Annotated in this window: 19 protein-coding genes; 15 read left to right on the top strand and 4 right to left on the bottom strand. The window is 69.4% G+C overall.

Annotated elements, in window-relative coordinates; genetic code table 11:
• Nucleotides 1-49 precede the first annotated feature (49 nt).
• The 5 genes from ABZV93_RS00470 to ABZV93_RS00490 all read left to right on the top strand — a co-directional run bounded on the left by ABZV93_RS00470 (nt 50) and on the right by ABZV93_RS00490 (nt 5,182).
• A complete protein-coding gene (locus ABZV93_RS00470; RefSeq protein ID WP_354927985.1) occupies nt 50-1,414 on the top strand; it encodes a dicarboxylate/amino acid:cation symporter in 1,365 nt (454 codons plus the stop codon).
• A gap of 283 nt (nt 1,415-1,697) precedes the next feature.
• Entirely contained in the window at nt 1,698-1,964 is a 267-nt protein-coding gene (locus ABZV93_RS00475) for a hypothetical protein (protein WP_354929701.1), read from the top strand.
• Nucleotides 1,931-2,632 carry a hypothetical protein gene (locus ABZV93_RS00480; protein WP_354927988.1) on the top strand — a complete coding sequence of 234 codons (702 nt, stop codon included), beginning with the start codon at nt 1,931-1,933 and terminating at the stop codon, nt 2,630-2,632. Before ABZV93_RS00475 ends, ABZV93_RS00480 begins: the two co-directional genes overlap by 34 nt.
• A gap of 266 nt (nt 2,633-2,898) precedes the next feature.
• Complete coding sequence (locus ABZV93_RS00485) at nt 2,899-4,056, top strand: transposase (RefSeq protein WP_354927991.1); 1,158 nt, start codon at nt 2,899-2,901, stop codon at nt 4,054-4,056.
• 130 nt (nt 4,057-4,186) lie between these two features.
• Nucleotides 4,187-5,182 carry a glycoside hydrolase family 43 protein gene (locus ABZV93_RS00490; protein ID WP_354927994.1) on the top strand — a complete coding sequence of 332 codons (996 nt, stop codon included), beginning with the start codon at nt 4,187-4,189 and terminating at the stop codon, nt 5,180-5,182.
• A gap of 52 nt (nt 5,183-5,234) precedes the next feature.
• Here ABZV93_RS00490 and ABZV93_RS00495 read toward each other — a convergent pair whose 3' ends face one another.
• Complete coding sequence (locus ABZV93_RS00495) at nt 5,235-5,933, bottom strand: ABATE domain-containing protein (protein WP_354927997.1); 699 nt, start codon at nt 5,931-5,933, stop codon at nt 5,235-5,237.
• Here ABZV93_RS00495 and ABZV93_RS00500 point away from each other — a divergent pair.
• The 9 genes from ABZV93_RS00500 (at nt 5,924) to ABZV93_RS00540 (ending at nt 16,562) form a co-directional block, all read left to right on the top strand.
• Complete coding sequence (locus ABZV93_RS00500) at nt 5,924-7,420, top strand: MFS transporter (protein ID WP_354929704.1); 1,497 nt, start codon at nt 5,924-5,926, stop codon at nt 7,418-7,420. The two genes, ABZV93_RS00495 and ABZV93_RS00500, sit on opposite strands and share 10 nt — an antisense overlap.
• Nucleotides 7,374-8,147: a phosphotransferase gene (locus ABZV93_RS00505; protein WP_354928000.1), complete on the top strand. Its 774-nt coding sequence runs from the start codon at nt 7,374-7,376 to the stop codon at nt 8,145-8,147. Before ABZV93_RS00500 ends, ABZV93_RS00505 begins: the two co-directional genes overlap by 47 nt.
• Nucleotides 8,148-8,309: 162 nt before the next feature.
• Nucleotides 8,310-9,632, top strand: a complete 1,323-nt coding sequence (locus ABZV93_RS00510; protein WP_354928003.1) for an ADP-ribosylglycohydrolase family protein — start codon at nt 8,310-8,312, stop codon at nt 9,630-9,632.
• Nucleotides 9,632-11,752, top strand: coding sequence for an ABC transporter substrate-binding protein (locus ABZV93_RS00515; RefSeq protein WP_354928006.1), 2,121 nt, complete (start codon nt 9,632-9,634; stop codon nt 11,750-11,752). Before ABZV93_RS00510 ends, ABZV93_RS00515 begins: the two co-directional genes overlap by 1 nt.
• Before the next feature lie 59 nt (nt 11,753-11,811).
• Nucleotides 11,812-12,990 carry a winged helix DNA-binding domain-containing protein gene (locus ABZV93_RS00520; protein WP_354928009.1) on the top strand — a complete coding sequence of 393 codons (1,179 nt, stop codon included), beginning with the start codon at nt 11,812-11,814 and terminating at the stop codon, nt 12,988-12,990.
• Between the two features lie 112 nt (nt 12,991-13,102).
• Complete coding sequence (locus ABZV93_RS00525) at nt 13,103-13,504, top strand: TOBE domain-containing protein (RefSeq protein WP_354928012.1); 402 nt, start codon at nt 13,103-13,105, stop codon at nt 13,502-13,504.
• Nucleotides 13,501-14,346: a molybdate ABC transporter substrate-binding protein gene (modA, locus tag ABZV93_RS00530; protein WP_354928014.1), complete on the top strand. Its 846-nt coding sequence runs from the start codon at nt 13,501-13,503 to the stop codon at nt 14,344-14,346. Before ABZV93_RS00525 ends, modA begins: the two co-directional genes overlap by 4 nt.
• A gap of 11 nt (nt 14,347-14,357) precedes the next feature.
• On the top strand, nt 14,358-15,383 hold the full coding sequence (locus ABZV93_RS00535) for a DUF4037 domain-containing protein (RefSeq protein WP_354928016.1): 1,026 nt from the start codon (nt 14,358-14,360) through the stop codon (nt 15,381-15,383).
• A 42-nt stretch (nt 15,384-15,425) separates the two neighbouring features.
• The gene (locus ABZV93_RS00540; protein ID WP_354928019.1) at nt 15,426-16,562 is read left to right on the top strand and encodes a hypothetical protein; all 1,137 of its coding nucleotides are present in this window, start codon (nt 15,426-15,428) and stop codon (nt 16,560-16,562) included.
• On the opposite strand, the gene ABZV93_RS00545 is transcribed toward ABZV93_RS00540, so the two are convergent.
• From ABZV93_RS00545 to ABZV93_RS00555, 3 genes are read right to left on the bottom strand one after another with little or no spacing between them, the layout of a single operon-like run.
• The gene (locus ABZV93_RS00545; protein WP_354928022.1) at nt 16,552-17,562 is read right to left on the bottom strand and encodes a DMT family transporter; all 1,011 of its coding nucleotides are present in this window, start codon (nt 17,560-17,562) and stop codon (nt 16,552-16,554) included. The genes ABZV93_RS00540 and ABZV93_RS00545 overlap by 11 nt on opposite strands.
• The gene (locus tag ABZV93_RS00550) at nt 17,559-18,608 is read right to left on the bottom strand and encodes a mandelate racemase/muconate lactonizing enzyme family protein (RefSeq protein WP_354928025.1); all 1,050 of its coding nucleotides are present in this window, start codon (nt 18,606-18,608) and stop codon (nt 17,559-17,561) included. The genes ABZV93_RS00545 and ABZV93_RS00550 overlap by 4 nt, the downstream gene beginning before the upstream one ends.
• 60 nt (nt 18,609-18,668) lie before the next feature.
• Nucleotides 18,669-19,847 (bottom strand): mandelate racemase/muconate lactonizing enzyme family protein, encoded by a 1,179-nt coding sequence (locus ABZV93_RS00555; RefSeq protein WP_354928028.1) that lies wholly within the window; start codon nt 19,845-19,847, stop codon nt 18,669-18,671.
• Nucleotides 19,848-20,177: 330 nt separating this feature from the next.
• Here ABZV93_RS00555 and ABZV93_RS00560 point away from each other — a divergent pair, with 330 nt between their 5' ends.
• Entirely contained in the window at nt 20,178-21,581 is a 1,404-nt protein-coding gene (locus ABZV93_RS00560; RefSeq protein ID WP_354928031.1) for an MFS transporter, read from the top strand.
• Nucleotides 21,582-21,594 lie beyond the last annotated feature (13 nt).

Genomic DNA, 21,594 nt, shown 5'->3' on the forward strand with positions numbered 1-21,594 from the left:
CCGCGATCCCGCCATCTCTTCCCGCCTTTACTTCCGGAGGCTCCGCACCATGGTCGACTCGGCCACCGAAACCAGCGCGCCCAGACGGCGCATCTCCGTACCCTTCTGGGCGCAGGTCCTCATCGGCCTGGCGCTCGGCCTGATCCTCGGCGGCATCGCCCGTGGGTTCCAGGTCAACTGGCTCGCGGAGACCCTCACCCAGATCGGTTCGATCTTCGTTCAGCTGCTGAAGATCACCGTCGTTCCCCTGATCTTCACCGCGATCGTCGCGAGCATCGCCAACCTGCGCGAGGTCCGCAACGCCGCCCGGCTGGCCGGGCAGACCCTGCTGTGGTTCATGATCACCTCGCTCATCGCGGTGGTCATCGGGATGGCGATCGGCCTGATCACCAACCCCGGGGCGAACAGCGGCCTGACCCCCGACGGCGCGTCCTACAAGGGCGGCAGTGGCACCTGGCTGGACTTCCTGAGCGGCTTGGTCCCGGCCAACATCTTCGGCCTCACCGCGACCACCGAGACCGGTGATGCCGGAACCACCACGTCGCTTGACTTCAACGTCCTGCAACTCGTCGTCGTCGCGGCCGCCATCGGCATCGCCGCGCTGAAGGTCGGCGACAAGGCCGAGCCGTTCCTGGCGTTCAACCGTTCGGCGCTGGAGATCGTGCAGAAGGTGCTGTGGTGGATCATCCGCCTCGCGCCGCTCGGCACGCTCGGCCTGATCGGCAAGGCGATCGCGACGTACGGCTGGAACCTCCTCGCCCCGCTGGCGGTGTTCACGGTCGACGTGTACGTCGGCTGCGCATTGGTGCTGTTCGGCGTCTACTCGATCCTCGCCCGGGCGCACGGGCTCTCGCCGCTGAAGTTCTTCTCCGGCGCGTGGCCCGCGATCCAGCTCGCGTTCGTGTCCCGGTCCTCGGTGGGAACGATGCCACTGACCCGGCAGGTCGCCATCCGCAACCTCGGCGTGCCCGAGTCGTACGCGTCGTTCGCGGTGCCGTTCGGCGCGACCACCAAGATGGACGGCTGCGCGGCGATCTACCCCGCGCTCGCGGCCATCACGGTGGCGCAGATCTTCGGCGTGCCGCTGGGCATCAAGGAATACCTCCTGATCGCGTTCGTCTCGGTGTTCGGCTCCGCCGCCACTGCCGGGCTCACCGGCGCGATCGTGATGCTGACGCTCACGCTGTCGACGCTGGGCCTGCCGCTGGAGGGCGTCGGACTGCTCATCGCCATCGACCCGATCCTGGACATGATGCGGACCGCGACCAACGTCGCCGGGCAGGCGCTGGTGCCGACGCTGGTGGCCAAGCGGGAGGGCATCCTGGACGAGGCGATCTACAACTCCGAGCGCGTCGACCTGGTCAACGAGTCGGAGCCGCGGCCGGAGCGCGAGCGCGTGCCCGCGACGGCGTAGCCGCTACTTCGAGCCGCACGGAATCCGCGGCGCATCCATCGGCGACGCCCCTGTCCTCTCCGGAGGCCAGGGGCGTCGCCGCTTTCTCTGTCATGAACGGAAGACCTGCAGTCACCCGTCCTACCTGAAATGCGCGGATGACCATCGAGATAAGGGACTACGACCCTTCCTGGCCCGAACGCGGAGCGACCGCTCGCGCGGAGCTGGTCGACAACCTTCCGGGCTGTTCCTGGACGTCGAGCACGTGGGCAGCACCTCCGTGCCGGGACTGGCCGCCAAGCCCGTGATCGACCTGATGGCATCGGTCGCCACGCTGGAGGACGTCACCACCGACCGGGACATGGTGCTGAAGCGGCTCGGCTACCAGCTCCAGGACACCGGGATGCCGGGACGCCTGTTCACGCCGCGACGTTCTGCCTGGACTGGCTGGTCGAGCGGCCGGACGGCACGCTTGCGGTGGTGCCGTCGACCTCGCCGGAGAACCATTTCGTGGCAGCGGACGGGGAGCCGGCGGCCGTGTCTATCTCGACGACCGCCGACGTGGCGATGATCCGTGGCCTGCTGGACCGCGCGCTCGACCTGCACGCACGGCTTGACACGCAGGACCAGCAGGACAAGGACTGGCGGGAGCGGGTGGCCGACGCCCTGGACAGGCTTCCTTCCGAACGGGTCGGAGCCGACGGCCGGGTGGCGGAGTGGTCCACCGAACTGTGCGATGCCGAGCCCAAGCACCGGCACATGTCCCACCTGTTCGGCGTCTACCCGGCCGAACGGATCAGGCCGGACTCCACTCCGGACCTCGCGGAGGCCGCGCTGCGAACCCTCATCGCGCGCGGTGGCTACTCGACCGGCTGGTCACTGGCGTGGCGGGTCTCGTTGCGCGCCCGGCTGCGAGACGGCGACGGAGCGCACACCGCCCTTCGGGCGTTCCTCGCGTCGATGCCGGACGACGTTGCGGAGAGCCCGGCGATGGGACCGGGTGGTGTCTATCGCAGCTTGCTCTGCGCGCATCCGCCGTTCCAGATCGACGGACGCGGAGTGGACCGACGGCACGATCGAGTGGGTGTACGTGACCGCCGGCACCGACCGGCGGATCGTCGTACGTACCGGGGACAAGCGGGTCACGGTCGATGTCCGTGCGGGAGAGCGACGCGCGGTCGAAGGGAGGGACCTGGCCGGCGAAGTTGCGCGGGGATGAACGATCACCTAGCTTCGTGATGATCGTTTGCTCGGCGCCACTCGTACGGCTCGGACGCTCCGCGTCCCTTTCAGCAGGATCTAGCGAGGAACCCCGGGTCTTCAGACCCGGGAGGAATCGCTTCTCAACCTTTGACCCGCGTAGGCAGGTTTACGGGTGTGCACTGTTGACCTTAACCAGGGCGTTTCTGGTTCTCGATGTACTCCTTCACCACGGCGAGCGGTGCTACGGACATGTGGGTTTGGCTGCCATCGAGGTGACATAGAGCAATGTTATGATCACGCACGTGAAGATCGTGGCGCAGGTCAAGCTGATACCGGATGCCGCGCAGGCATCCGCGCTGTCGGCGACTCTGCGCATGGTCAATGACGCCGCGAACTGGGTCTCCGAGGTCGCGTTTGTCAATGACGTGCCGCGTGAGTACGAACTGCGCAAGCACACCTACGCCCAGCTCAAGGAACAGGGCCTGGGCGCGCAGGCCGCGCAACACGTGATCAAGAAAGTTCGGGACGCCTACACCACGCTGCACGCCAACCTGCGCGCCGGGAACCTCGGCCCGAAGGGCTCCAAGCGCCGGATCAAGGCCGAGTCCAAGTCGATCACGTTCCGGCCCGACGCCGCGCAGCCGTATGACGACCGCTGTTTGAGCTGGCAGTACGACACGCAGACGGTGAGTATCTGGACCACCGCAGGCCGGATCAAGAACGTGTCGTTTGCATGCGCGGCGGACGCGTTGAAGGTGCTCCGGCAGTACCGCAAGGGCGAGTCCGATCTGATCGAACGCAACGGCGTGTTCTACCTGATCGCGACCTGTGAAGTTCCCGAGGCCGAGCAGTACGAGCCGAACGGTTTCATCGGCGTGGATCTCGGCATCGTCAACATCGCCACCACCTCCACCGGCTACCAGGCCGCCGGGCGGCAGCTCAACCGGTACCGCAAGCGGCAACTCGCCCTGCGGGCCAAGCTCCAGAAAAGGCGCACCAAGTCCGCCAAACGGCGGCTGAAGGAGCGTGCCCGCCGCGAACGGCGGCACGTCAAGAACACCAACCACATCATCGCCAAGACGATCGTGACCGCGGCGCAACGCACCGGAGGCGGACTTTCGCTCGAAGAGCTGAAGGGCATCCGCACCCGGGTACGGCTCCGCAAGCCCCAACGGGTCGCACTCCACTCCTGGGCCTTCGCCCAGCTTGGAGACTTCATCGTCTACAAGGCGCGGCGAGCCGGGGTCCCGCTCGTATTCGTGGATCCCGCCTACTCCTCCAAGGAGTGCGCCGAATGCGGCCACGTGGACCGGCTCAACCGCATCTCCCAAGCCAGATTCGCATGCCGGTCGTGCGGCGTCGTTGCGCACGCGGACCGGAACGCTTCCCGCGTCCTCGCCCGCAGGGGCGCGACCGTGTGGACTGCGGGGCGTGAGTCACGCGTCCCTGCCATCCCATAACGGGGTGCCTGGACGGCGGAGTCCACCCAGCAGCCAGTTGGGCGCTACCTCCAAGCCCGGTCCTTCAGGGCCGGCCAAGTTGACAGGAGAAGGCATGCCGCAGGATCCCTCGTCCCCGTTCATCGGTCCCATGAGCCGACGTGCCCTGCTGGCCGCTTCCGGAGGAGTTGCCGCGGCCGCGTTCATGGGTGGTGGCACCGCCGACGCCGAGTCGCGTGGCTACCAGAACCCCGTCGAGCCGACGAACCACCCCGATCCCGCGGTTCTGTTCGCCGACGGAGCCTTCTACCTGTACTCCACCGCCGGGAGCATGGGGGCGATGCCGGTGCTGACGTCGCCCGACCTGGTTCACTGGACCCAGGTCGGCAACGGCATGCCGGTGATCGCCGAGTGGTCGGTGTCCGGCCGGCACTGGGCACCGGAAGTGATGCGGATAGGGGATCGTTACCACTCCTACTACACCGCCCGTCGCGCCGACAACGGGCAGCAGGCGGTGTCGGTCTCGGTCTCGGACTCACCTGCCGGCCCGTTCGTCGACGACCGCTCCGCACCTCTGGTCGGCCAGGCCGACGAGGGCGGCAGCATCGACGCGTCGCCGTTCCGCGACACCGACGGCTCACTGTGGTTGTTGTGGAAGAACGACGGCAACGCTGTCGGCCTCCCGTCGTACATCTACCTGCAGCGGCTGACCGACGACGGCCTGGAGCTTCGCGGTGAGCCGCAGCGGATCATCGGGATGGACCAGCCGTACGAGAAGTACACGATCGAGGGTGCCTCCGTGATCGTGTACGAGGGCGCCTACTACTGCTTCTACTCCACCGGGGAGTACTGGAACGACAGCTACGGCGTCTGCTGGGCAACGGCTCCCAAGGTCACCGGACCGTGGACCAAGCAGGGGAACGGTCCGATCCTGTCCGGCAACGAGGTGGCGTCCGGGCCTGGTCACGGCATGCCGATCGAGGTCGGCCCGCACTGGTGGTACGTCTACCACGCGTGGGAGCCCGACGGTCAGCCCTCCGGCCGCCTGGTCTGGCTTTCCCGGCTGAAGTTCACCGACGACGGACCGGTCATCGACGGCCCACGCGTGCAGAACCCGTTCGGGCCGATCGTCCCGCGCCGCACCTGACGGCCCGTACGCCGCCGGGCGGCAATCTGGACAGCGTTTCGCGGAACGCCGTTCAGCGGTTCGCGCCGTCGCGGTTCGCGCCCTTGCGGCGGGCCGCGGCGCGGCGGGCGACGTAGCGTTCGATCTTCAGGGCCTTGCCGCAGTCGTTCATGTCGCACCAGCGGCGGCTGTGGTTCTTCGAGGTGTCCAGGAACAACCAGGGGCAGCGCGCGCATCGCGACAGCCGGTGAAGCTGGTCGCTCACCAGCAGGTCGGCCGCGGCGGAGGCGACCGGGTGCAGGACCACGGCCAGGTCGTCGGATGCCGGCCACGCCCATCGCAGCACGGGCGATCCGGGGCGCGGGCTCGAGTGGCCGTTGTCGTTCTCGACCACGGTGGCCGCCGCCATCGCCTCGGTGACGTACGGGCGAAGACGAGCCCAGTGCTTCGCGGTCTGCGTACCGCCGGGCCCGCTCTCGACGATCCGGCCGAACAACTCGTTGAGCGTGTCGCGGAGGTCATGCGCGTGCGTGACGGTCCGCGCGGCGTCGTCGGCCCGGCGCCGCGCCGACCTGCGCAGCCGGTCCGCCTGCGCCTCGCTGATCGTCCCCACTCTGGTCGACCACGCCAGCAGGTCGTCGTAGGTCGCGGCATGGTCGTGCCGCTCCGGCCCCAGCGGGTCGTCGACGGTGTTGGCGAAGTCCAGCGCGAGGTGGCCGCCGACGATCGGCAGCTCCCTCGGGCCGGACAGCTGAGTCGATGATGTTTCCATCAAAGTCAGTTTTACCAGTTGCGGGTCGCCTGCGCACCTGGCATGTTTCCAGTGTGAGCAATTTAGCCGGTAACACCCAGGTCCGAGTCCGGAGTCCAGGCGAGCAGGACGGGGCCGGATCCGGTTCGGCTGTCGTGGCCTTGTGCGGAGTCCAGTTCGTCGACGTTCTCGGCGTGACGGTCGTGGTGACCGCGTTGCCGCGAATGCTGGCCGACCTCGGCGGGACGCCCGCGGCGGGCACGCTCGTCGTCACCGCGTACGCGATGTTCTTCGGCGGCCTGCTGATGGTGGCCTCGCGCATCGGTGACCGCCTCGGCCACCGTCGGGTGGTGCTCTGGGCGCTCGCATTGTTCGCCGTCGCGTCCGTGCTTGGTGCGCTGGCAGAGTCGGTGTGGATGCTCGCCTCGGCAAGAGCGTTGCAGGGTGCCGCGGCGGCCGCCTCGGTTCCGTGCGCACTGCGGTTGCTGACCACGGTCGTACCCGAGGGGCCGGTGCGCCGGCGCGCGGTCGCCGGGTGGAGCGCGGCCGGCGCCACCGCCGGAGCGTCGGGGTTCTTCGTCGGCGGCGTGCTGACCGAGATCATGTCCTGGCGGGCGGTGTTCTGGCTGGACATCCTGCTCGCCGCCGTGCTGGCCGCCGCCATCGTGGGAACGATCCCACGCGACCACGCGGACTCGTCGGGAGTACGCATCGGCTGGCGGTCGTCGCTGCTGCTCGTCGGGGGAGCGATGGGTGTCGTGGCCGGTACGACGATGCTCGGCGAGGACAGGTTGCGCGTGCTCGGTGCGGTGGTGACCGCCCTGGGCCTGCTGGCAACCTCCGGTTTCGTGGTGCTCGAACGCCGGTCCCGCCATCCGCTGGTGGAGCGTGCGGCCTGGCGGACCCGCGGCCTGCGCTGGGGTGCGTTCGGGTCGTTCTTCGCCACCGCGACGACCAGCTCGTCCGTCATCGTGGCCACCTTGTATCTCCAGGACAAGCTGGGGTTGACACCACTGCGCGCGGCCATGTTGCTGGTGTCGTTCAGCATCCTCGCCGCGGTCGGATCTGCGCTCGCACCTCGGCTGGTCGCGATCCTCGGCTGGAGCCGCAGCATGGGTGCCGGCCTGGGGGTCATCGCCGCGGGCACGCTGGTGTATGCCGCCTGGCCGCAGGTGGCCGGGATCGGCCTCGCCGCCGCGGCCGGTGGTCTGGGGATCGGGATCACCTCGGTGGCCGCGAACGACATGGGAACCACCGTCGACGTACACCTGAAGGGAACTGCCTCGGGTGTGCTCAACACCGCGGCCCAACTCGGCGCCGCGGTCGGCGTGGCCGCCATCGGTCTGGTCGCCACCGCGACGCAGCCCCGGATTGCGTGGCTGGTGGTCGTGGCGCTCGCAACGGGCGCCGCGGTGGCCGCGGCCATCAGCCGGGTTGCCGACGCCACTAGTGTCGGCGAGCGTGAACGAGATCCTGCCCGGCGGGTTCCACTCCGCGCCCGTCCGTAAAGGTGAGGTCGTCGAGCGGCGCGCCGGGCCCTGGACGCCCAAGGTCCACGCTCTGCTGCGGCACCTTCGCCGATCCGGCTTCGGCCAGGCTCCCGCTCCGGTGGCAGTCAGCGAGGACGGCCGCATCGAGACGCTCGGCTTCGTCGGGGGCGAGGGCGGGACCTACCCACTGACCGACGTCCAACGGTCCGGCGAGGCTCTTGTCAACGTGGCATTGGCAATCCGTGCGATGCACGACGCGACGGCTGGATTCGTGCCGCCCGACGAGGGTTCCTGGCAGGTCCGCACCAGCCTTCCGAGCGAGATCGACTGCATCGGCCACAACGACCTCGGGCCGTACAACCTCGTCTATCGAGGCGCCGAGGTCGCCGCCATCATCGACTGGGATTTCGCCGGTCCGTCGTCCCGGGCCTGGGACCTCTGCTATGCAGCACACCGCTTCGTACCGCTGTCCGCTCCGCGCTCCACGAGAGCATTCGGCTGGGACCCGGTGCCGGACCAGGCGGCGCGGTTGCGGACGTTCGCGATCGCGTACGGCGGTGACATCCCACCCGCACGGTTGCTGGACCTGCTGGTCGTCCGGCTTGGTTCGATCGCCGCGACGATCGAGCGGGAGGTCCGGGCCGGCAATCCCGCGTACGACCGGCAACGCGACGAGCGGCACACGGACGGCTACCGCGAGGACATCGCGTACGTCCTGGCCAACCGCGCGGCGCTCCTGGGGTGAGGCCGACCGGGGCTGGACCGGACAGGTGAGGACTGGCCGTATTCGGCGGTCGGACCCGTTCTTCTTGACCGCTGCTCACGGGCCGGGGTTACGTGGACGCGCGGTGTCCGTACATCCGTACGAAACAAGCCACACCGCGCCAGCCACACCAGGAGGCCAGCGATGCATGACGCGATCGACCTGCGCGACCTCGCCGAGTGGGAGCTCCGCCAACTTCGCGAGACCGGGTTCGACGTGGACGAGGAGGAGCGCCGGCTGGCCGAGCTCGCCGACGGCAGTGCGGCCGAACTCGGTGCGTTGCTGGACGACCTGGCGAAGAAGGAGGCCACCGGCGACCGATCCGGGTGGTCCTACGTCGAGCCCACCGACTGGACCGAGCTGGCCGCCACCCTCACCCAGCCGGCGCCGGCCGCGCCGCCCACCGGTGAGGACCTCGCCAACCGCATCCACGGCGCGTGGCTGGGACGGGTCGCCGGCAACATGCTGGGCAAGCCGGTCGAGTCCGGCGACCACTGGACGCCCGAGCACCTGCGCTCCTACCTCGAGCTCGCCGGCGCCTGGCCGCTGGACGACTACATCCCGCTGATGGATCCGGTGCCCGAGGGATACCGGATCCTGCCGAACGCCTCCCAGACGACACGCGGCAACGTGCACGGCAGCTCACGCGACGACGACGTGGACTACACGGTCCTCGGCCTGCATCTTCTCGAACACCATGGAACCGATCTCACACCCCAGCACGTGGCGGACGCGTGGCGCCTTCTGCTGCCGCTGCACCAGACCTACACCGCAGAACGCGTCGCCTACCGCAACCTCGCGCTCGGCCTGCGCGCACCGGCCACGGCCGTCTACCGCAACCCGTACCGTGAGTGGATCGGGGCGCAGATCCGCGGCGACGCGTTCGGCTACGTGTTCCCTGGCGACCCCGCGTCGGCGGCCCGGCTCGCCTACCAGGACGCGATTCTGTCCCACGTCGCCAACGGCGTCTACGGCGAGATGTGGGCGGCCGCGGTGGTGGCCGCGGCGTTCACCGCGGGTTCGGTACGGGAGGCGCTCGAGGTCTCCTGTGGTGTGGTGCCGCCCGCGTCGCGGCTCGCCGAGGCGCTGCGCGACGTGCTGGACATGCACTCCCGCGGCCTGACCTGGGAGGCCGCCCGCGCCGAGATCGGGCAGAGGTACGGCCACTACGGCTGGGTGCACACGATCAACAACGCCGCCGTGGTCGCGGCCGGGCTGCTGTGGGGTGACGGAGACTTCACGCGGACGATCGCGTTGACCGTGCTCGGCGGCTGGGACACCGACTCCAACGGCGCGACCGCCGGTTCGGTGGCCGGTGCCCTGGTGGGGGCCGGCGCGATCCCGCGGCACTGGGTCGACCCGCTGGAGGACCGGCTGCGCAGTGCGCTGTTCGGCTTCGACGGCTCCCGGATCTCCGACCTCGCCGCCCGTACGACCAGGCTGGCCGAACGCTTCCGCGCGCGCTGATGGCCACCACCACAGCAAGCCGCAGGGACGTGTTGCGCCTGTCCGCCGCGGCGGCGGTGGCCGTGACACTCTCCGCGTGCTCGTCGGCGGGGGAGGGCGGTGGGTCGGGTGGAACCGGCGGCCGCGCGTCCGGCAAGGCGCCGCCGACGGGCAAGGGCTCGTTGACGAAACCACCGAAGGTCCCCCGCAGGTTGAAGGAGGCGCCGGCACTGGCGAAGCGGGTGCGGTCCGGCGACCTGCCGCCGTTGGCGAAACGCTCTCCAGAGCAGCCGTACGTCGTACCACACCGGTGGTTGTCGCCGGGCAAGTACGGCGGTGGCTTGCTGCTGATCGGCACCAGCACCGAGGACGGATCGAACAAGGAATTCATGTACGGCCACTCGTTGCTGCGGTGGCTCAACGACGGACTCGACATCGGCCCCGGCCTCGTGCACAGCTGGGAGCCGAACGCCGACTCCACCGAGTGGACCCTGCACTTTCGTAAGGGGATGCGCTGGTCGGACGGCAAGCCGTGGACCACCGCCGACATCATGTACTGGTGGCAGGACCTGGTCCTGAACAAGGAGCATCCGGAGGTGCCGCCGGACGACGTGCGGTCGGGCACGGACACGCTGGCGAAGTTCACCGCACCCGACGACCACACGCTGGTGCTCACCTTCGACGCACCCGCACCGGTCCTGCCCGAACGTCTCGCCGCGTGGGTGAACCGTGGTAACGGTGCCACCTGGATGCAGCCGAAGCACTACGTCTCGCAGTTCCACCCGAAGTACAACAAGGCGATCACCAGCAAGTCGTGGTTCAACACCCACGACGACAAGGCCAACTGGGCCACCAATCCGGACTGCCCGACGATGACCGGTTGGCGGCTCGCGACCTACCGCGAGGGCCGCGCGGTGACGTTCGAACGCAACCCCTACTACTGGGCGGTCGCCCCCGACGGATGCCAGCTTCCCTACCTGGACACGCTCACCTTCACCACGGTCGTCGACCCGCAGGTGCGCAAGCTCCAGGTGACGGAGGGAAAGGTCGACTACTGCCACGGGCCGTTCGTGGGCATCGGCCTGCCGGACGTGTCCTCGCTGAAGCGGTCCTCGAAGCGCAGCGGAATGCAGGTGCACCTGTGGAACTCGGGTTCGGGCACCGGCACGTTGTTCTTCTTCAACTACGACTATCCCGACGCGAAGCTGCGCACCCTGATCCGGAACCCGAAGTTCCGCCAGGCGCTGTCCTACGCCTACGACCGGGAGGAGGTACGCAAGTCCGTCTACTTCAACACCGGCGAGAAGACCACCGGCACCACCCACCCCACGGCGTACGAGTATCTCGTCAACGACACCGGCCGCAAGACGTACGCGCGCTGGCGCGACTCCTACCTGACGTACGACCCGGACAAGGCCAAGTCGATGCTGGACGACCTCGGCGTGGTCGACCGTGACGGTGACGGCAAGCGCGAGTTGCCCGATGGTTCCAGGCTGCGGATCACCCTGGACTATCCCGCGGACACCGACCGGACCAACATCGTCAAGAACGACGTGATCAAGAAGAACTGGCGCGCCATCGGCATCGACACCGAGCTCAACCCGGTCCCACCGACCACGTTCGGGGAGCGCTGGGAGGCCGGCCGGCTGATGTCGTACACCACCTGGGAAGTCAGTGACACCCCACTCATCTACCCGGCCCCTGTGGTACCGGTGCCACCCGCGCACTGGGCGCCGCTGCACGCGCAGGGTTTCGCCTTGCAGACAGCGGATCCGGGCAAGCTGAAGGCGCAGGCACACGAGGACCCGTGGAAGCGGCAGCCGCCGTGGCTGCTGGCCGAGCCGGACACCCCGATCGACCGGCTGTGGAAGCTGTACCGGAAGGGCCGGGTCGAGACCGACCGGATGAAGCAGATTCGGCTCCTGTGGGAGATCTACAAGGTGCACATCGAGGAAGGGCCGTTCCTGATGGGCTGCGTGGCCGACGCGCCCCAGGTGACCGTGGTGCACAAGGACCTGCGCAACGTGCCGGCCCGGGAAAGCCTCGCCGCCGGCGGCTGGGTGAACGCCTGGACCCACCCGACCCCGGCGGTCTACGACCCGGAGGCCTTCTACTGGACCAACCCCGACCAGCACACGTAGGCGTGCGCCGCCGCTGTTGAGGTCATGAACTGGCCTCAATGGTTCCTACAGTTGCGGGCATGACCAACGCGCTCCCTCCGCAACTGACGTGGCAGCAGGTGTGTGCACGCCGACTGCACGTGCACGCCCTGTCCCAGCCGGCCAAGGGCGTGCGGCCGGCCGAGATCGTCACGGCGATGGCTGGTACGCACGCCCAGGTGATGTCCGCGGCCGAACTCGGGATAGCGCTCCGGATCGAGGGCTCCACCCGCGTCGACGTCCGGCACGCATTGTGGAACGACCACAGTCTGATCAAGACGTTCGGTCCGCGTGGCACCGTTCACCTCCTGCCCGCGGACGAGCTCGCCACCTGGACCGGCGCGCTGTCCGCACTCCCGCCGGGCATCAGCCCCTTTCCGGAGTCGGTGCGGATGAGCCCGGACCAGACCGAGGCGGTGGTGGAGGCCATCGGCACCGCGCTGCTGGACGCCGAGCTCACCGTGGACGAACTCACCGAGGCGGTGGCGGACCTCGCCGGGTCATGGGCGGCGGATCCGGTGATCCCGGCGTTCCAGACGTACTGGCCACGTTGGCGCCAGGTCCAGCACCTCGCGGGGCATCGGGGAACGCTGTGCTTCGGGCCGAACCGCGGCCGCAACGTGACCTACACCAACCCACGGCGCTGGCTCCCGTCGTTCCGGCCCGCCCCGGCGGAGGAGGCGCTGCCCCGGCTGCTTCGCAGCTATCTGCGTGCGTACGGGCCGTCGACACCACAGCGGTTCGCGCACTGGCTGAACGCGCCGGTGTCGTGGGCCCGTGCGGTGTTCGAATCCGCGGCCGGTGAGCTGTGCCGGGTCGACGTCGAGGGGAACGCTGCGTGGCTGCCGGCCGGCGAGGTGGACCTGCCGTACCTGCCGGACGTGCCCGGCCAGGTGCCGAGCGGAGTACGCCTGCTGCCGTACTTCGACGGATACGCCTACCGGGTCGGTAACCAGCCGCCCGAGCACCTCTACCCGGGGCGTGCCGCCGACCGGGTGCTCGGCGGCAACTTCCAGGTGCTCCTGGTCGACGGGGTGGTCGGCGGGTTGTGGCACCAGCGCCGAAGCGGCCGCCGGATCGCGATCACCGTCGAGCCGGTCGTGGACCTGACCGCGGCCCAGCGCGAGGATCTCGACCTGCAGGTACGACGGGTGGGTGAGGTGCTGCAGGGCAACCCGACGTTGACGATCGGCCGGGTCACCGTCGGCGGTCACGGCTGAGGCGGCCGGAGATCCCGTACGGCAGATGCGCGACCCAACCCTGGCTGGACGGGCGCGGATGCGAGGAGAATTGGTGGTTCGACCTCGCACCTGCGCCCGCTATGGTGAGGGCGTGACAGTCTTCCGGATCAGTGAGGCGGCCGAGCTTCTGGGCGTCAGCAACGACACGGTGCGCCGTTGGGTGGACGCCGGCCGGCTCGCCGCCGACCGCGACGGGCAGGGACACCGCGTGGTGGCCGGACAGGACCTCGCGGCGTTCGCCCGCGCCCAGGCGGGTGATCCGGACGCGGAGGGCGCCGGATTTTCCTCCGCCCGCAACCGGCTTCGCGGCATCGTCACCGCCGTCGCGAAGGACACCGTGATGGCCCAGGTCGACATCCAGGCCGGGCCGTTCCGGGTGGTGTCGCTGATGAGCCGGGAGGCGGTGGACGAACTCGGCCTGGAGGTGGGCTCGGTGGCGGTCGCGGTGATCAAGTCGACGAACGTCGTGGTCGAGCGCGGGGGCCGCTCGTGAGTGCCTGGCTGCGCACGACGCGGGCCGGCCTGGTCGCGCTCGCCACGGCGACGCTGGTCGGCCTGGCCGGCTGCGGGGGCGGCACGAACTCCGCCGGTGGCAAAGCCGCCGACACCCCCAACAGGAGCACCACCAGTGCGGCCGCGAAATCCGCCACACCCAAGGTCTCCGGGACGATCACGGTGTTCGCCGCCGCCTCGCTGACCGAGGCGTTCACCACGCTGGCGAAGGAGTTCGAGGCGGCGCATCCTCACGCCACGGTCCGGCTGAACTTCGGCGGCAGCTCGGCCCTGGCCACGCAGATCGACCAGGGTGCGCCCGTGGACGTGTTCGCCTCAGCCGCGCCGACCAACATGCGTGACGTCACCGAGCAGGGCCACGCGGCCGGAAGCCCGACCACGTTCGTCCGCAACCAGCTGGTGATCGCGGTGCCGAAGGGCAACCCGAAGCACGTGAAAGGGCTCGGCGATCTGACCAGACCGGGAACGAAGGTCGCCCTCTGCGCGGAGCAGGTGCCCTGCGGCGCGGCTGCCCAGAAGGCGCTGGCCGCCGCCCATGTCAGACTCACCCCGGTGACGTTGGAGCCGGACGTCAAGGGCGCCCTGACGAAGGTGCGGATCCGCGAGGTCGACGCGGCCCTCGTCTACCGTACGGACGCACGGTCGGCGGCCTCCGACGTCGACGGCGTCGAGTTTCCCGAGTCGGCCAAGGCGGTCAACGCCTACCCGATCGTCGTACTGAAGGATGGCCAGAACCCCAGCGGTGGCAGGGCTTTCACTGACTACGTGTTGTCCGCACGTGGACGGTCCGTCCTCACCCGCGCGGGGTTCCAGACTCCGTAAAGTCCTTCCGCATGACTGGATTCGTCTCCGGCAGGGAGCTCAGCGCGCGGTTCTACCACGAGGCCGTCCGGCCGGTCCTGGACGCGAGGCTTCCTGGGTTGCCACACAGCGCGACACTTCTCGGCCGTGGCTCGGAGGTGCTGGGCTTCGACGACGAGATGTCCGCCGACCACGACTGGGATGCCCGCGTGCTGCTCTTCCTGCGCGAGGAGGATCACGCCCGGCACGGCGCGGCGGTCGAGGAGGCGCTGCGGACGGGAGTGCCCGCTCGGTTCGCCGAGCATCCGACGAAGTACGAGATCCACACCCTGGACGGCTACGTCCTTGCCCAGCTGGGTTTCGACCTCGGCCAGGAAACCGAGGCGCACGACTGGCTCACCTTTCCCGAGGATCGGCTCCGGATGCTGACCGCCGGCGCCGTCCACCACGACGACGTCGGCCTGCGGGCTGTCCGCGACCGGTTCGCCTGCTACCCGCACGACGTGTGGCTCTACCTCCTGCTCGCGGGCTGGTGGCGGGTGCATCCGGAGGCCAACCTGGTGGGGCGAACGGGCTTCGCGGGTGACGAACTCGGGTCGGCGCTCATCGGTGCCCAGCTGGTGCACGACCTGATGGCCTTGTGTTTTCTGATGGAACGCCAGTACGCGCCGTACTCGAAGTGGTTCGGCACCGCCTTCTCCCGGCTGGCCTGCGGCGCCGAACTGACTCCCGTACTCTCCCGCGCTCTTCACGCCGGCACCTGGCTCGAACGCGAGGAGTCCCTGGCGGTGGCGTACGAGAAGCTCGCCGCCATGCACAACGCGCTGGGTGTCACCGAGCCGGTCGCCACCGAGGTGCACCAGTTGTGGAACCGCCCGTTCAAGGTCGTCTGGGGAGACTTCCCTGGTGCGCTGCGCGCGCAGATCGGGGACCCGGCCGTCGAACGTATCGCACGGCGGTGGCCGGTCGGGCGGATCGACCAGGTGCGGGACCTGTTGCCGGTGCCGCGCCGCCGGCACGAACTGCTGCGCCTGTACGAGGAAACCGACGAGGCGTAAGTCGTTCGCACCCGCGGGGGAGCGGAGCGTACTCTCGCCGGGATGAGCGATTCGGTCCCCGTGCTGTGGATCTGTGGGCCGCCCGGAGTGGGCAAGTCGGCGGTCGGCTGGGACTTCTACACGCACCTGGTCGACACCGGCGTACACGCGGGCTTCGTCGATCTGGACCAGCTCGGCATGTGTTATCCCGAGCCTGCGGGCGATCCGGGGCGGCACCGGATGCAGGCGTCGAACCTCGCCGCGGTCGTGGCCGGCTGCGCGGCCGCCGGGGCCGACTGCGTGGTCGCGTCGGGACTCATCGACCCGGGTCGCGACGAACCGGTGGGCCCGCTGCCGCGGTCGGCGGTGACCGTGTGCCGATTGCGCGCCGACGGTGACGTACTCCGGGCGCGGTTCGTCGGCCGTGGCGCCCAGACGGAGTTGGTGGAGGAGGTGTTGCGGGAGGCGGCAGCACTGGATGCGGGCGACTTCGCCGACGTGTACGTCGACACCACGGGCCTGTCCGTCGCGGAGGTGGTGCACCGGGTGCGCGCCGGGGCGGGGGAGTGGCCGGCGGTCGAGGCGAGGGCTTCGGTCGCCGACCCCCTTCCACGGCGTGTCAGCCACGCACCCGGCTCTGTCCTGTGGGTGTGCGGCGCCACCGGTGTCGGCAAGTCAACCGTGGGTTGGCAGCTGTTCGAGCGTGCGCAGGACGATGGCGTACGTGCGGCACTCGTCGACCTGGACCAGCTCGGCCACTTCCGGATCGGTGACACCGACGTGGACGACCATCAGGTCAGGGCGAACAACCTTGCCGCGGTCTGGGAGACCTTCTGGGCCGCCGGGGCGCGGCGCCTGGTCGTCAACGGGCCCGCCGACGATCCCGCAGCCGTCCGCACGTACGCGAACGCGCTGCCGAGCGCCACGCTGACCGTGTGCCGGCTGCACGCGGGGCACGACGAGCTCACCCGGAGGATCCTGATGCGCGGCCGGGGCGGCAGTTGGTGGCAGCCAGGCGATCCCCTGCGAGGACAGCCGGACTCGGTGCTGCGGCGGGTCGCGGACGAGGCGGCGACGACCGCTGCCGCGCTGGAGCAAGCCCGGGTTGGCGACCACCGGGTCGACACCGACGGACGTACGGTCGACGAGGTGGTGCAAGCCGTGCTTGCCCACGCAGCTGGTTGGCCCGCTACCGGCTGATCGAGGTCTGCTTGTCCCGCGCGGCGGTCACGCTGGACACGGTGACCGCCAGCACCATCAGCACCGAACCCAGCAGCAGCCATCGGGTCGGCATGGGCTCGGACGGCACGAGGGCGTCCAGCGCGATTCCGCAGACCAGCTGTCCGGACAGGGCCGCCAGCACCGTCCGCAGTACGCCGATCGAGCGGGCGGCGATCATGTTCGCGCCGGTCACCACGAGCGCGAGCGCACCGCCGAGGTAGGCCCACCAGGTCGTCGGCCACCCGGCGAACGGAAGGGCGCCCGCGGTGGCCAGCACCCCGGCGCCCAGGGCAAGCGCCAGCGTTCCTACCGTCGCGTTCACCAGCGACGCCGCACCCACGTTGCGGGCGACCGCCGCCAGCCTGGCGTTCAACGCGGCCTGGACCGAGCGTCCCATGCCGAGAACCAGCACGAACGCCATCACCCCGAGCGCCACGCCGGCCGCCGCATGACCGGCCTGCGCAACGGCCATCGCGACGACAGCCAGCGCGGCCCCGGCCACCCGGCCCGCGCTCACCGGCAGCCGGCCGGCGGCGCCGAGCCCCGCCCGGTCGGCGGCGAGACCGCCCACTCCGGTGCCGCAGACCGAGACGACGGTGAACAACGCCACTCCGAGGATCGGCGCGGCAAACGCGGTGCCGGCGACCGAGACCGCTCCGATGACGCCGCCCAGGTAGCACCACCACGGCAGCCGTTCGCGAAGGATGCGCCGCAACGACGTGCGTACCGCCGGCGAGGCGACGGAGATCACCAGCAGCAGCACGGTGGCGAGCCCGTTGCTCACCAGTGCCGCCGCCACCGGCGTGCCGAGACCGGTGGCCAGCCGGCCGTTCACCAGCGCCTGCGCGGCCGAGGCGGCGCCGCCGGTGACCGCGACGGTGACCGCACCTGCCTGCCCGACGACACCTGACAGCAGTCGCCGGTCGTGCGCGTCGTCGGAGGGCGCGCCCGTGCTCGGCGAGCGCGCGGCAGAGCTCACTCCCACTCGAAACCGGGTCCCTGCGGAGCGAGCGCGCAGCCGTTCTCCAGCCGAGGGTACGCCGTCGGCGAGGACCGCAGGCCGGTCTCCAGCCAGATCGCCGTCGGCGCGCACAGGAGCAGGCTCAGCGCGGCGGGGCCGCCGCCGTGTGAGGCGTACGGGACTCCGAAGGCCGAGGCCAGCGCGCCGACGGCACGGATCTCGGTCGGTCCGCCCGCGCGGCGAAGGTCGGGCTGCACGATGTCGCAGCCGCGGCGTTCGAAGAACTCGCGGAACTGGCCGGCACCGTAGAGGTTCTCACCGGCGGCGACCGGGATGCGCAGCCGTCTGGTGAGCTCGGTGTAGCCGCCGAAGTCCTGTGCGGGCAGGGGTTCCTCGAACCACGTCACGCCCAACTCGCCGAACGCCTCGCCCCTGCGCAGCGCCTCGCTGAGTGTCAACACCTGGTTGGCATCGACCATGAGCGAGACGTCGGGCCCGATCTGTGACCGGACCGCCTCGATCCGGCGTACGTCGTCGTCCAGGTCACCGGCACCCACCTTGATCTTCACACCGCGAAAGCCCTGCTCCACCGCCTCGCCGCACTGCTGCCGGAGCTCGTCGAGGTCGTAGTTGGACCAGCCCACCATCGCGTACGCGGGAACCCGGTCGCGGTGGGCGCCCCACAGTTGGTACGTCGGCACGCCGTGGGCCTTGCCCAGCAGATCCCACAGCGCGACGTCGATCACGCTGATGCCGAACGTCGCGAACCCCGCCGTGCCGTGGTACTCGGTCTCCACCTTCAGCGACTCGATGATCGCGGGGATCTGCGTCGCGTCCCGGCCGACCACCAGCGGTGCGAGTACCTCGTCGACGAAGACCGACAACGCCTTCGGCGCCCCGTCGATCCGGCCGAACGACGACGACCCGCGCCCGACCAGGCCATCCTCGGACTCGACCTCCACGACCACCGAACCGCCGCCGGTCAGCGTCTGCAGAGCGTCGCGGATCGGCCTGGCCGCGTGCGGACGCACCGAGTAGGTGGTGCGCACTTCCTTCACCTGCATGGGCTTTCCTTCCCCCGCCTCGTCTCGTTGTGTTCGCGTCTCGCATCCGCCGATGCGCACTCACCAGTCCGAGACGGAGTTGTCCTCTCGGTGCAGGATGTGCGCGCCCGCCATCTGGTAGGGCTCCGCGAGCGCCGCCTCGTCGTTCAGCTCCACGCCGAGGCCGGGGGAGCCCCCGCTGTAGAGGTTGCCGCCCTCCAGCCGCATGTCGGTGGTCACGATGTCGGCGAGGATGTCCGGTCGCCAGGTGAGCTCCTGCACGGCGAACAGCGGCGTGGACAGGTCGAAGTGCAGGCAGGCCGCGGTTGACACCGGTCCCAGCGGGTTGTGCGGGACCTGTTCGATGTAGTGGGTCTCACACCAGCCGGCGACCTTGCGGGCCTCGGTGAGCCCGCCGCAGATGCACAGGTCGACCCGGCAGTAGTCCATCAGGTCCTGTTCGACGAGTTCACGCCAGTCCCACTTGCTCGGCAACTGTTCGCCGGTGGCGATCGGCACGGAGATGTGCTGGCGCAGGTAGGCGAACTCCGAGGGGTTCTCCGCGCGCAGCGGGTCCTCGATGAAGAACGGCCGCATCGGCTGGAGTTCGCGGGCGAGTTCGATGGCGTACGGCGGGGTGGTGCGCTGGTGGAAGTCGACGCAGATCTCGACCTCCGGCCCGACCGCGTCCCGCAGTGCGCCGAAGGCGTCGACGGTCCACCGCACCGCGCGGGACTGCTCGTAGATGCCTTCCGCGCCTTGCCGGCTTCCTTCACCGGCTCCGAACCGGATGAACTGCCAGCCCTGTTCGACCTGGCCCTTGGCGTAGTCGACCATCGCGTCGATGGCACCGCGCGGGCCGTGTCCGGCGCCGGGTTGCTGGACGTGGCAGTAGCAGCGCGCGTAGTCGCGGGTCCGCCCACCGAGCAGGTCGTAGACAGGGACTCCGAGCACCTTGCCACGCAGGTCCCACAACGCGATGTCGATGGCCGCGACCGCGGCGGAGTGAACGTGCCCGCCCCGGAAGAAGTGGCCGCGCCACAGCGTCTGCCAGATGTGCTCGATCCGGGTGGGGTCCATGCCACGAAGGATCGGCGCGAAACTCTCCACCATCCCGCGTACGGCCAACTCACGGCCTGTGACTCCGGCCTCACCGAGACCGGTCACACCCTCGTCGGTGTAGATCTTCACGAACGTGTAGTTACGCGTCGGACGCTCGCGGTCGTGCACCAGGAAAGTCTTGACGTCCGTGATCTTCATGAGTCTCCTCATGGACAGACGGTCCGGCGGGACCGGTGTCCCTCCGTGATCTTTCCCTCGATACTAGGGCGAAGCGGGTTGCGGCCGGCTGGCGGGCAAGCACTGTCCGCTACCGGACAACTAATCCGCCGCGCCTGGGGAGCCGCGGAATCCCCGCTCCATAACGGCGGTTCACGGCTCGCCCGCCCGCTGTTCAGGCGGGCAGTTGTCACGCTGGGGTCCCGTCCGCATGCAGGCGCAAGTTGATCTTGCCTGAGATAGTTCAGGTTTTGAAAGGTTGCACAGGACACTGCTAGCGTGCCGCGGTCCGGAAACGGCCGAGGAGGACTAGTGAGTTCACAGAAATCCGCCAGACCGACCGTGGAAGAAGAGCAACCATCGGGAGTGTTGCGCAGAGCGATCGCCGCGTCGGCCATCGGGAACGGAACCGAGTGGTTCGACTACGGCATCTACTCGTACGGCGTGATCTACATCTCGGCAGCGTTCTTCCCGGGTGACACCCAGAACGCGACGTTGTTTGCTCTGCTGACGTTCGCGGTGTCCTTCCTCGTCCGCCCGCTGGGCGGTCTGATCTGGGGCCCGCTGGGTGACCGGCTCGGCCGCAAGCACGTGCTCGCGCTGACGATCCTGCTGATGTCCGGTGCGACCCTGGCGGTGGGGCTCATCCCCTCCTACAAGTCCATCGGACTGTGGGCGCCCGCGTTGCTGGTCATCCTGCGGATGATCCAGGGGTTCTCCACCGGTGGCGAGTACGGCGGTGCCGCGACGTTCATGGCGGAGTACGCGCCGAGCCGGCGTCGCGGCTTCTTCGGCAGCTTCCTGGAGTTCGGCACCCTGTCCGGCTTCTCCCTCGGCGCCCTGCTGATGCTCGGCTGCTCACTGGCACTCGGCGACGAGACCATGCACGCGTGGGGCTGGCGGCTGCCGTTCCTCGTGGCGGCACCGCTCGGTCTGATCGGTGTCTACCTGCGCTCCAAGCTCGAGGACACGCCGGTGTTCCAGGAGCTGGAGAAGTCCGGTGAGAAGGAGAAAATCCACCACCCGTTCCGCAGCCTGATCACGGAGTACTGGCGGCCGATCCTTCAGCTCGGCGGTCTGGTGATCGCCCTGAACGTCGTCAACTACACGTTGCTCACCTACATGCCGACCTACCTCAAGACCCAGATCGGGCTGAGCGCGAACTGGTCGCTGGTCGTCCCGATCATCGGCATGCTGGCGATGATGCTGTTCGTGCCCTTCGCCGGAGGGTTCTCCGACCGCTTCGGCCGCAAGCCGATGTGGTGGCTGTCGCTCGGCGGGTTGTTCGTCGCCGTCGTGCCGATGTTCTTGCTGATGGCCACGAACGTGGTCGGTGCGGTGATCGGGTTCGCCGTCCTCGGCCTGCTCTACGTCCCGCAGCTGGCGACCATCTCGGCGACATTCCCGGCGATGTTCCCCACGCACATCCGGTACGCCGGATTCGCGATCGCCTACAACGTCTCGACCTCGCTGTTCGGTGGAACCGCGCCGGCCGTCAACGACTGGCTGACGGCGAAGACCGGAGTCGCGCTGACGCCGGCGTTCTACATGATGGCCGCCTGCGCGATCGGCGCCATCTCGCTGATCCGGATCCCGGAGACGAGCAGGTGCCCGATCAACGGCACCGAGGTGCCCGGCACCGAGGACGCTCCGCCGCCGGTCGCCCTGGAGCCGGAACCGGTCGGCGCCGCGCCCGCCGCGGCCCGCACCACCTGAGTGCCAAGCCGGG

The organism is Actinopolymorpha sp. NPDC004070 (genome assembly GCF_040610475.1).
GTDB lineage: Bacteria > Actinomycetota > Actinomycetes > Propionibacteriales > Actinopolymorphaceae > Actinopolymorpha.

Bases quoted from the DNA above. Each gene is read 5' to 3' on its own strand.
- ABZV93_RS00555 (WP_354928028.1), bottom strand. From the start codon at position 19,847: ATGAAGATCACGGACGTCAAGACTTTCCTGGTGCACGACCGCGAGCGT.
- ABZV93_RS00510 (WP_354928003.1), top strand. From the start codon at position 8,310: ATGCATGACGCGATCGACCTGCGCGACCTCGCCGAGTGGGAGCTCCGC.
- ABZV93_RS00515 (WP_354928006.1), top strand. From the start codon at position 9,632: ATGGCCACCACCACAGCAAGCCGCAGGGACGTGTTGCGCCTGTCCGCC.
- ABZV93_RS00500 (WP_354929704.1), top strand. From the start codon at position 5,924: ATGTTTCCATCAAAGTCAGTTTTACCAGTTGCGGGTCGCCTGCGCACC.
- ABZV93_RS00540 (WP_354928019.1), top strand. From the start codon at position 15,426: ATGAGCGATTCGGTCCCCGTGCTGTGGATCTGTGGGCCGCCCGGAGTG.
- ABZV93_RS00490 (WP_354927994.1), top strand. From the start codon at position 4,187: ATGAGCCGACGTGCCCTGCTGGCCGCTTCCGGAGGAGTTGCCGCGGCC.
- ABZV93_RS00550 (WP_354928025.1), bottom strand. From the start codon at position 18,608: ATGCAGGTGAAGGAAGTGCGCACCACCTACTCGGTGCGTCCGCACGCG.
- ABZV93_RS00535 (WP_354928016.1), top strand. From the start codon at position 14,358: ATGACTGGATTCGTCTCCGGCAGGGAGCTCAGCGCGCGGTTCTACCAC.
- ABZV93_RS00470 (WP_354927985.1), top strand. From the start codon at position 50: ATGGTCGACTCGGCCACCGAAACCAGCGCGCCCAGACGGCGCATCTCC.
- ABZV93_RS00495 (WP_354927997.1), bottom strand. From the start codon at position 5,933: ATGGAAACATCATCGACTCAGCTGTCCGGCCCGAGGGAGCTGCCGATC.
- ABZV93_RS00520 (WP_354928009.1), top strand. From the start codon at position 11,812: ATGACCAACGCGCTCCCTCCGCAACTGACGTGGCAGCAGGTGTGTGCA.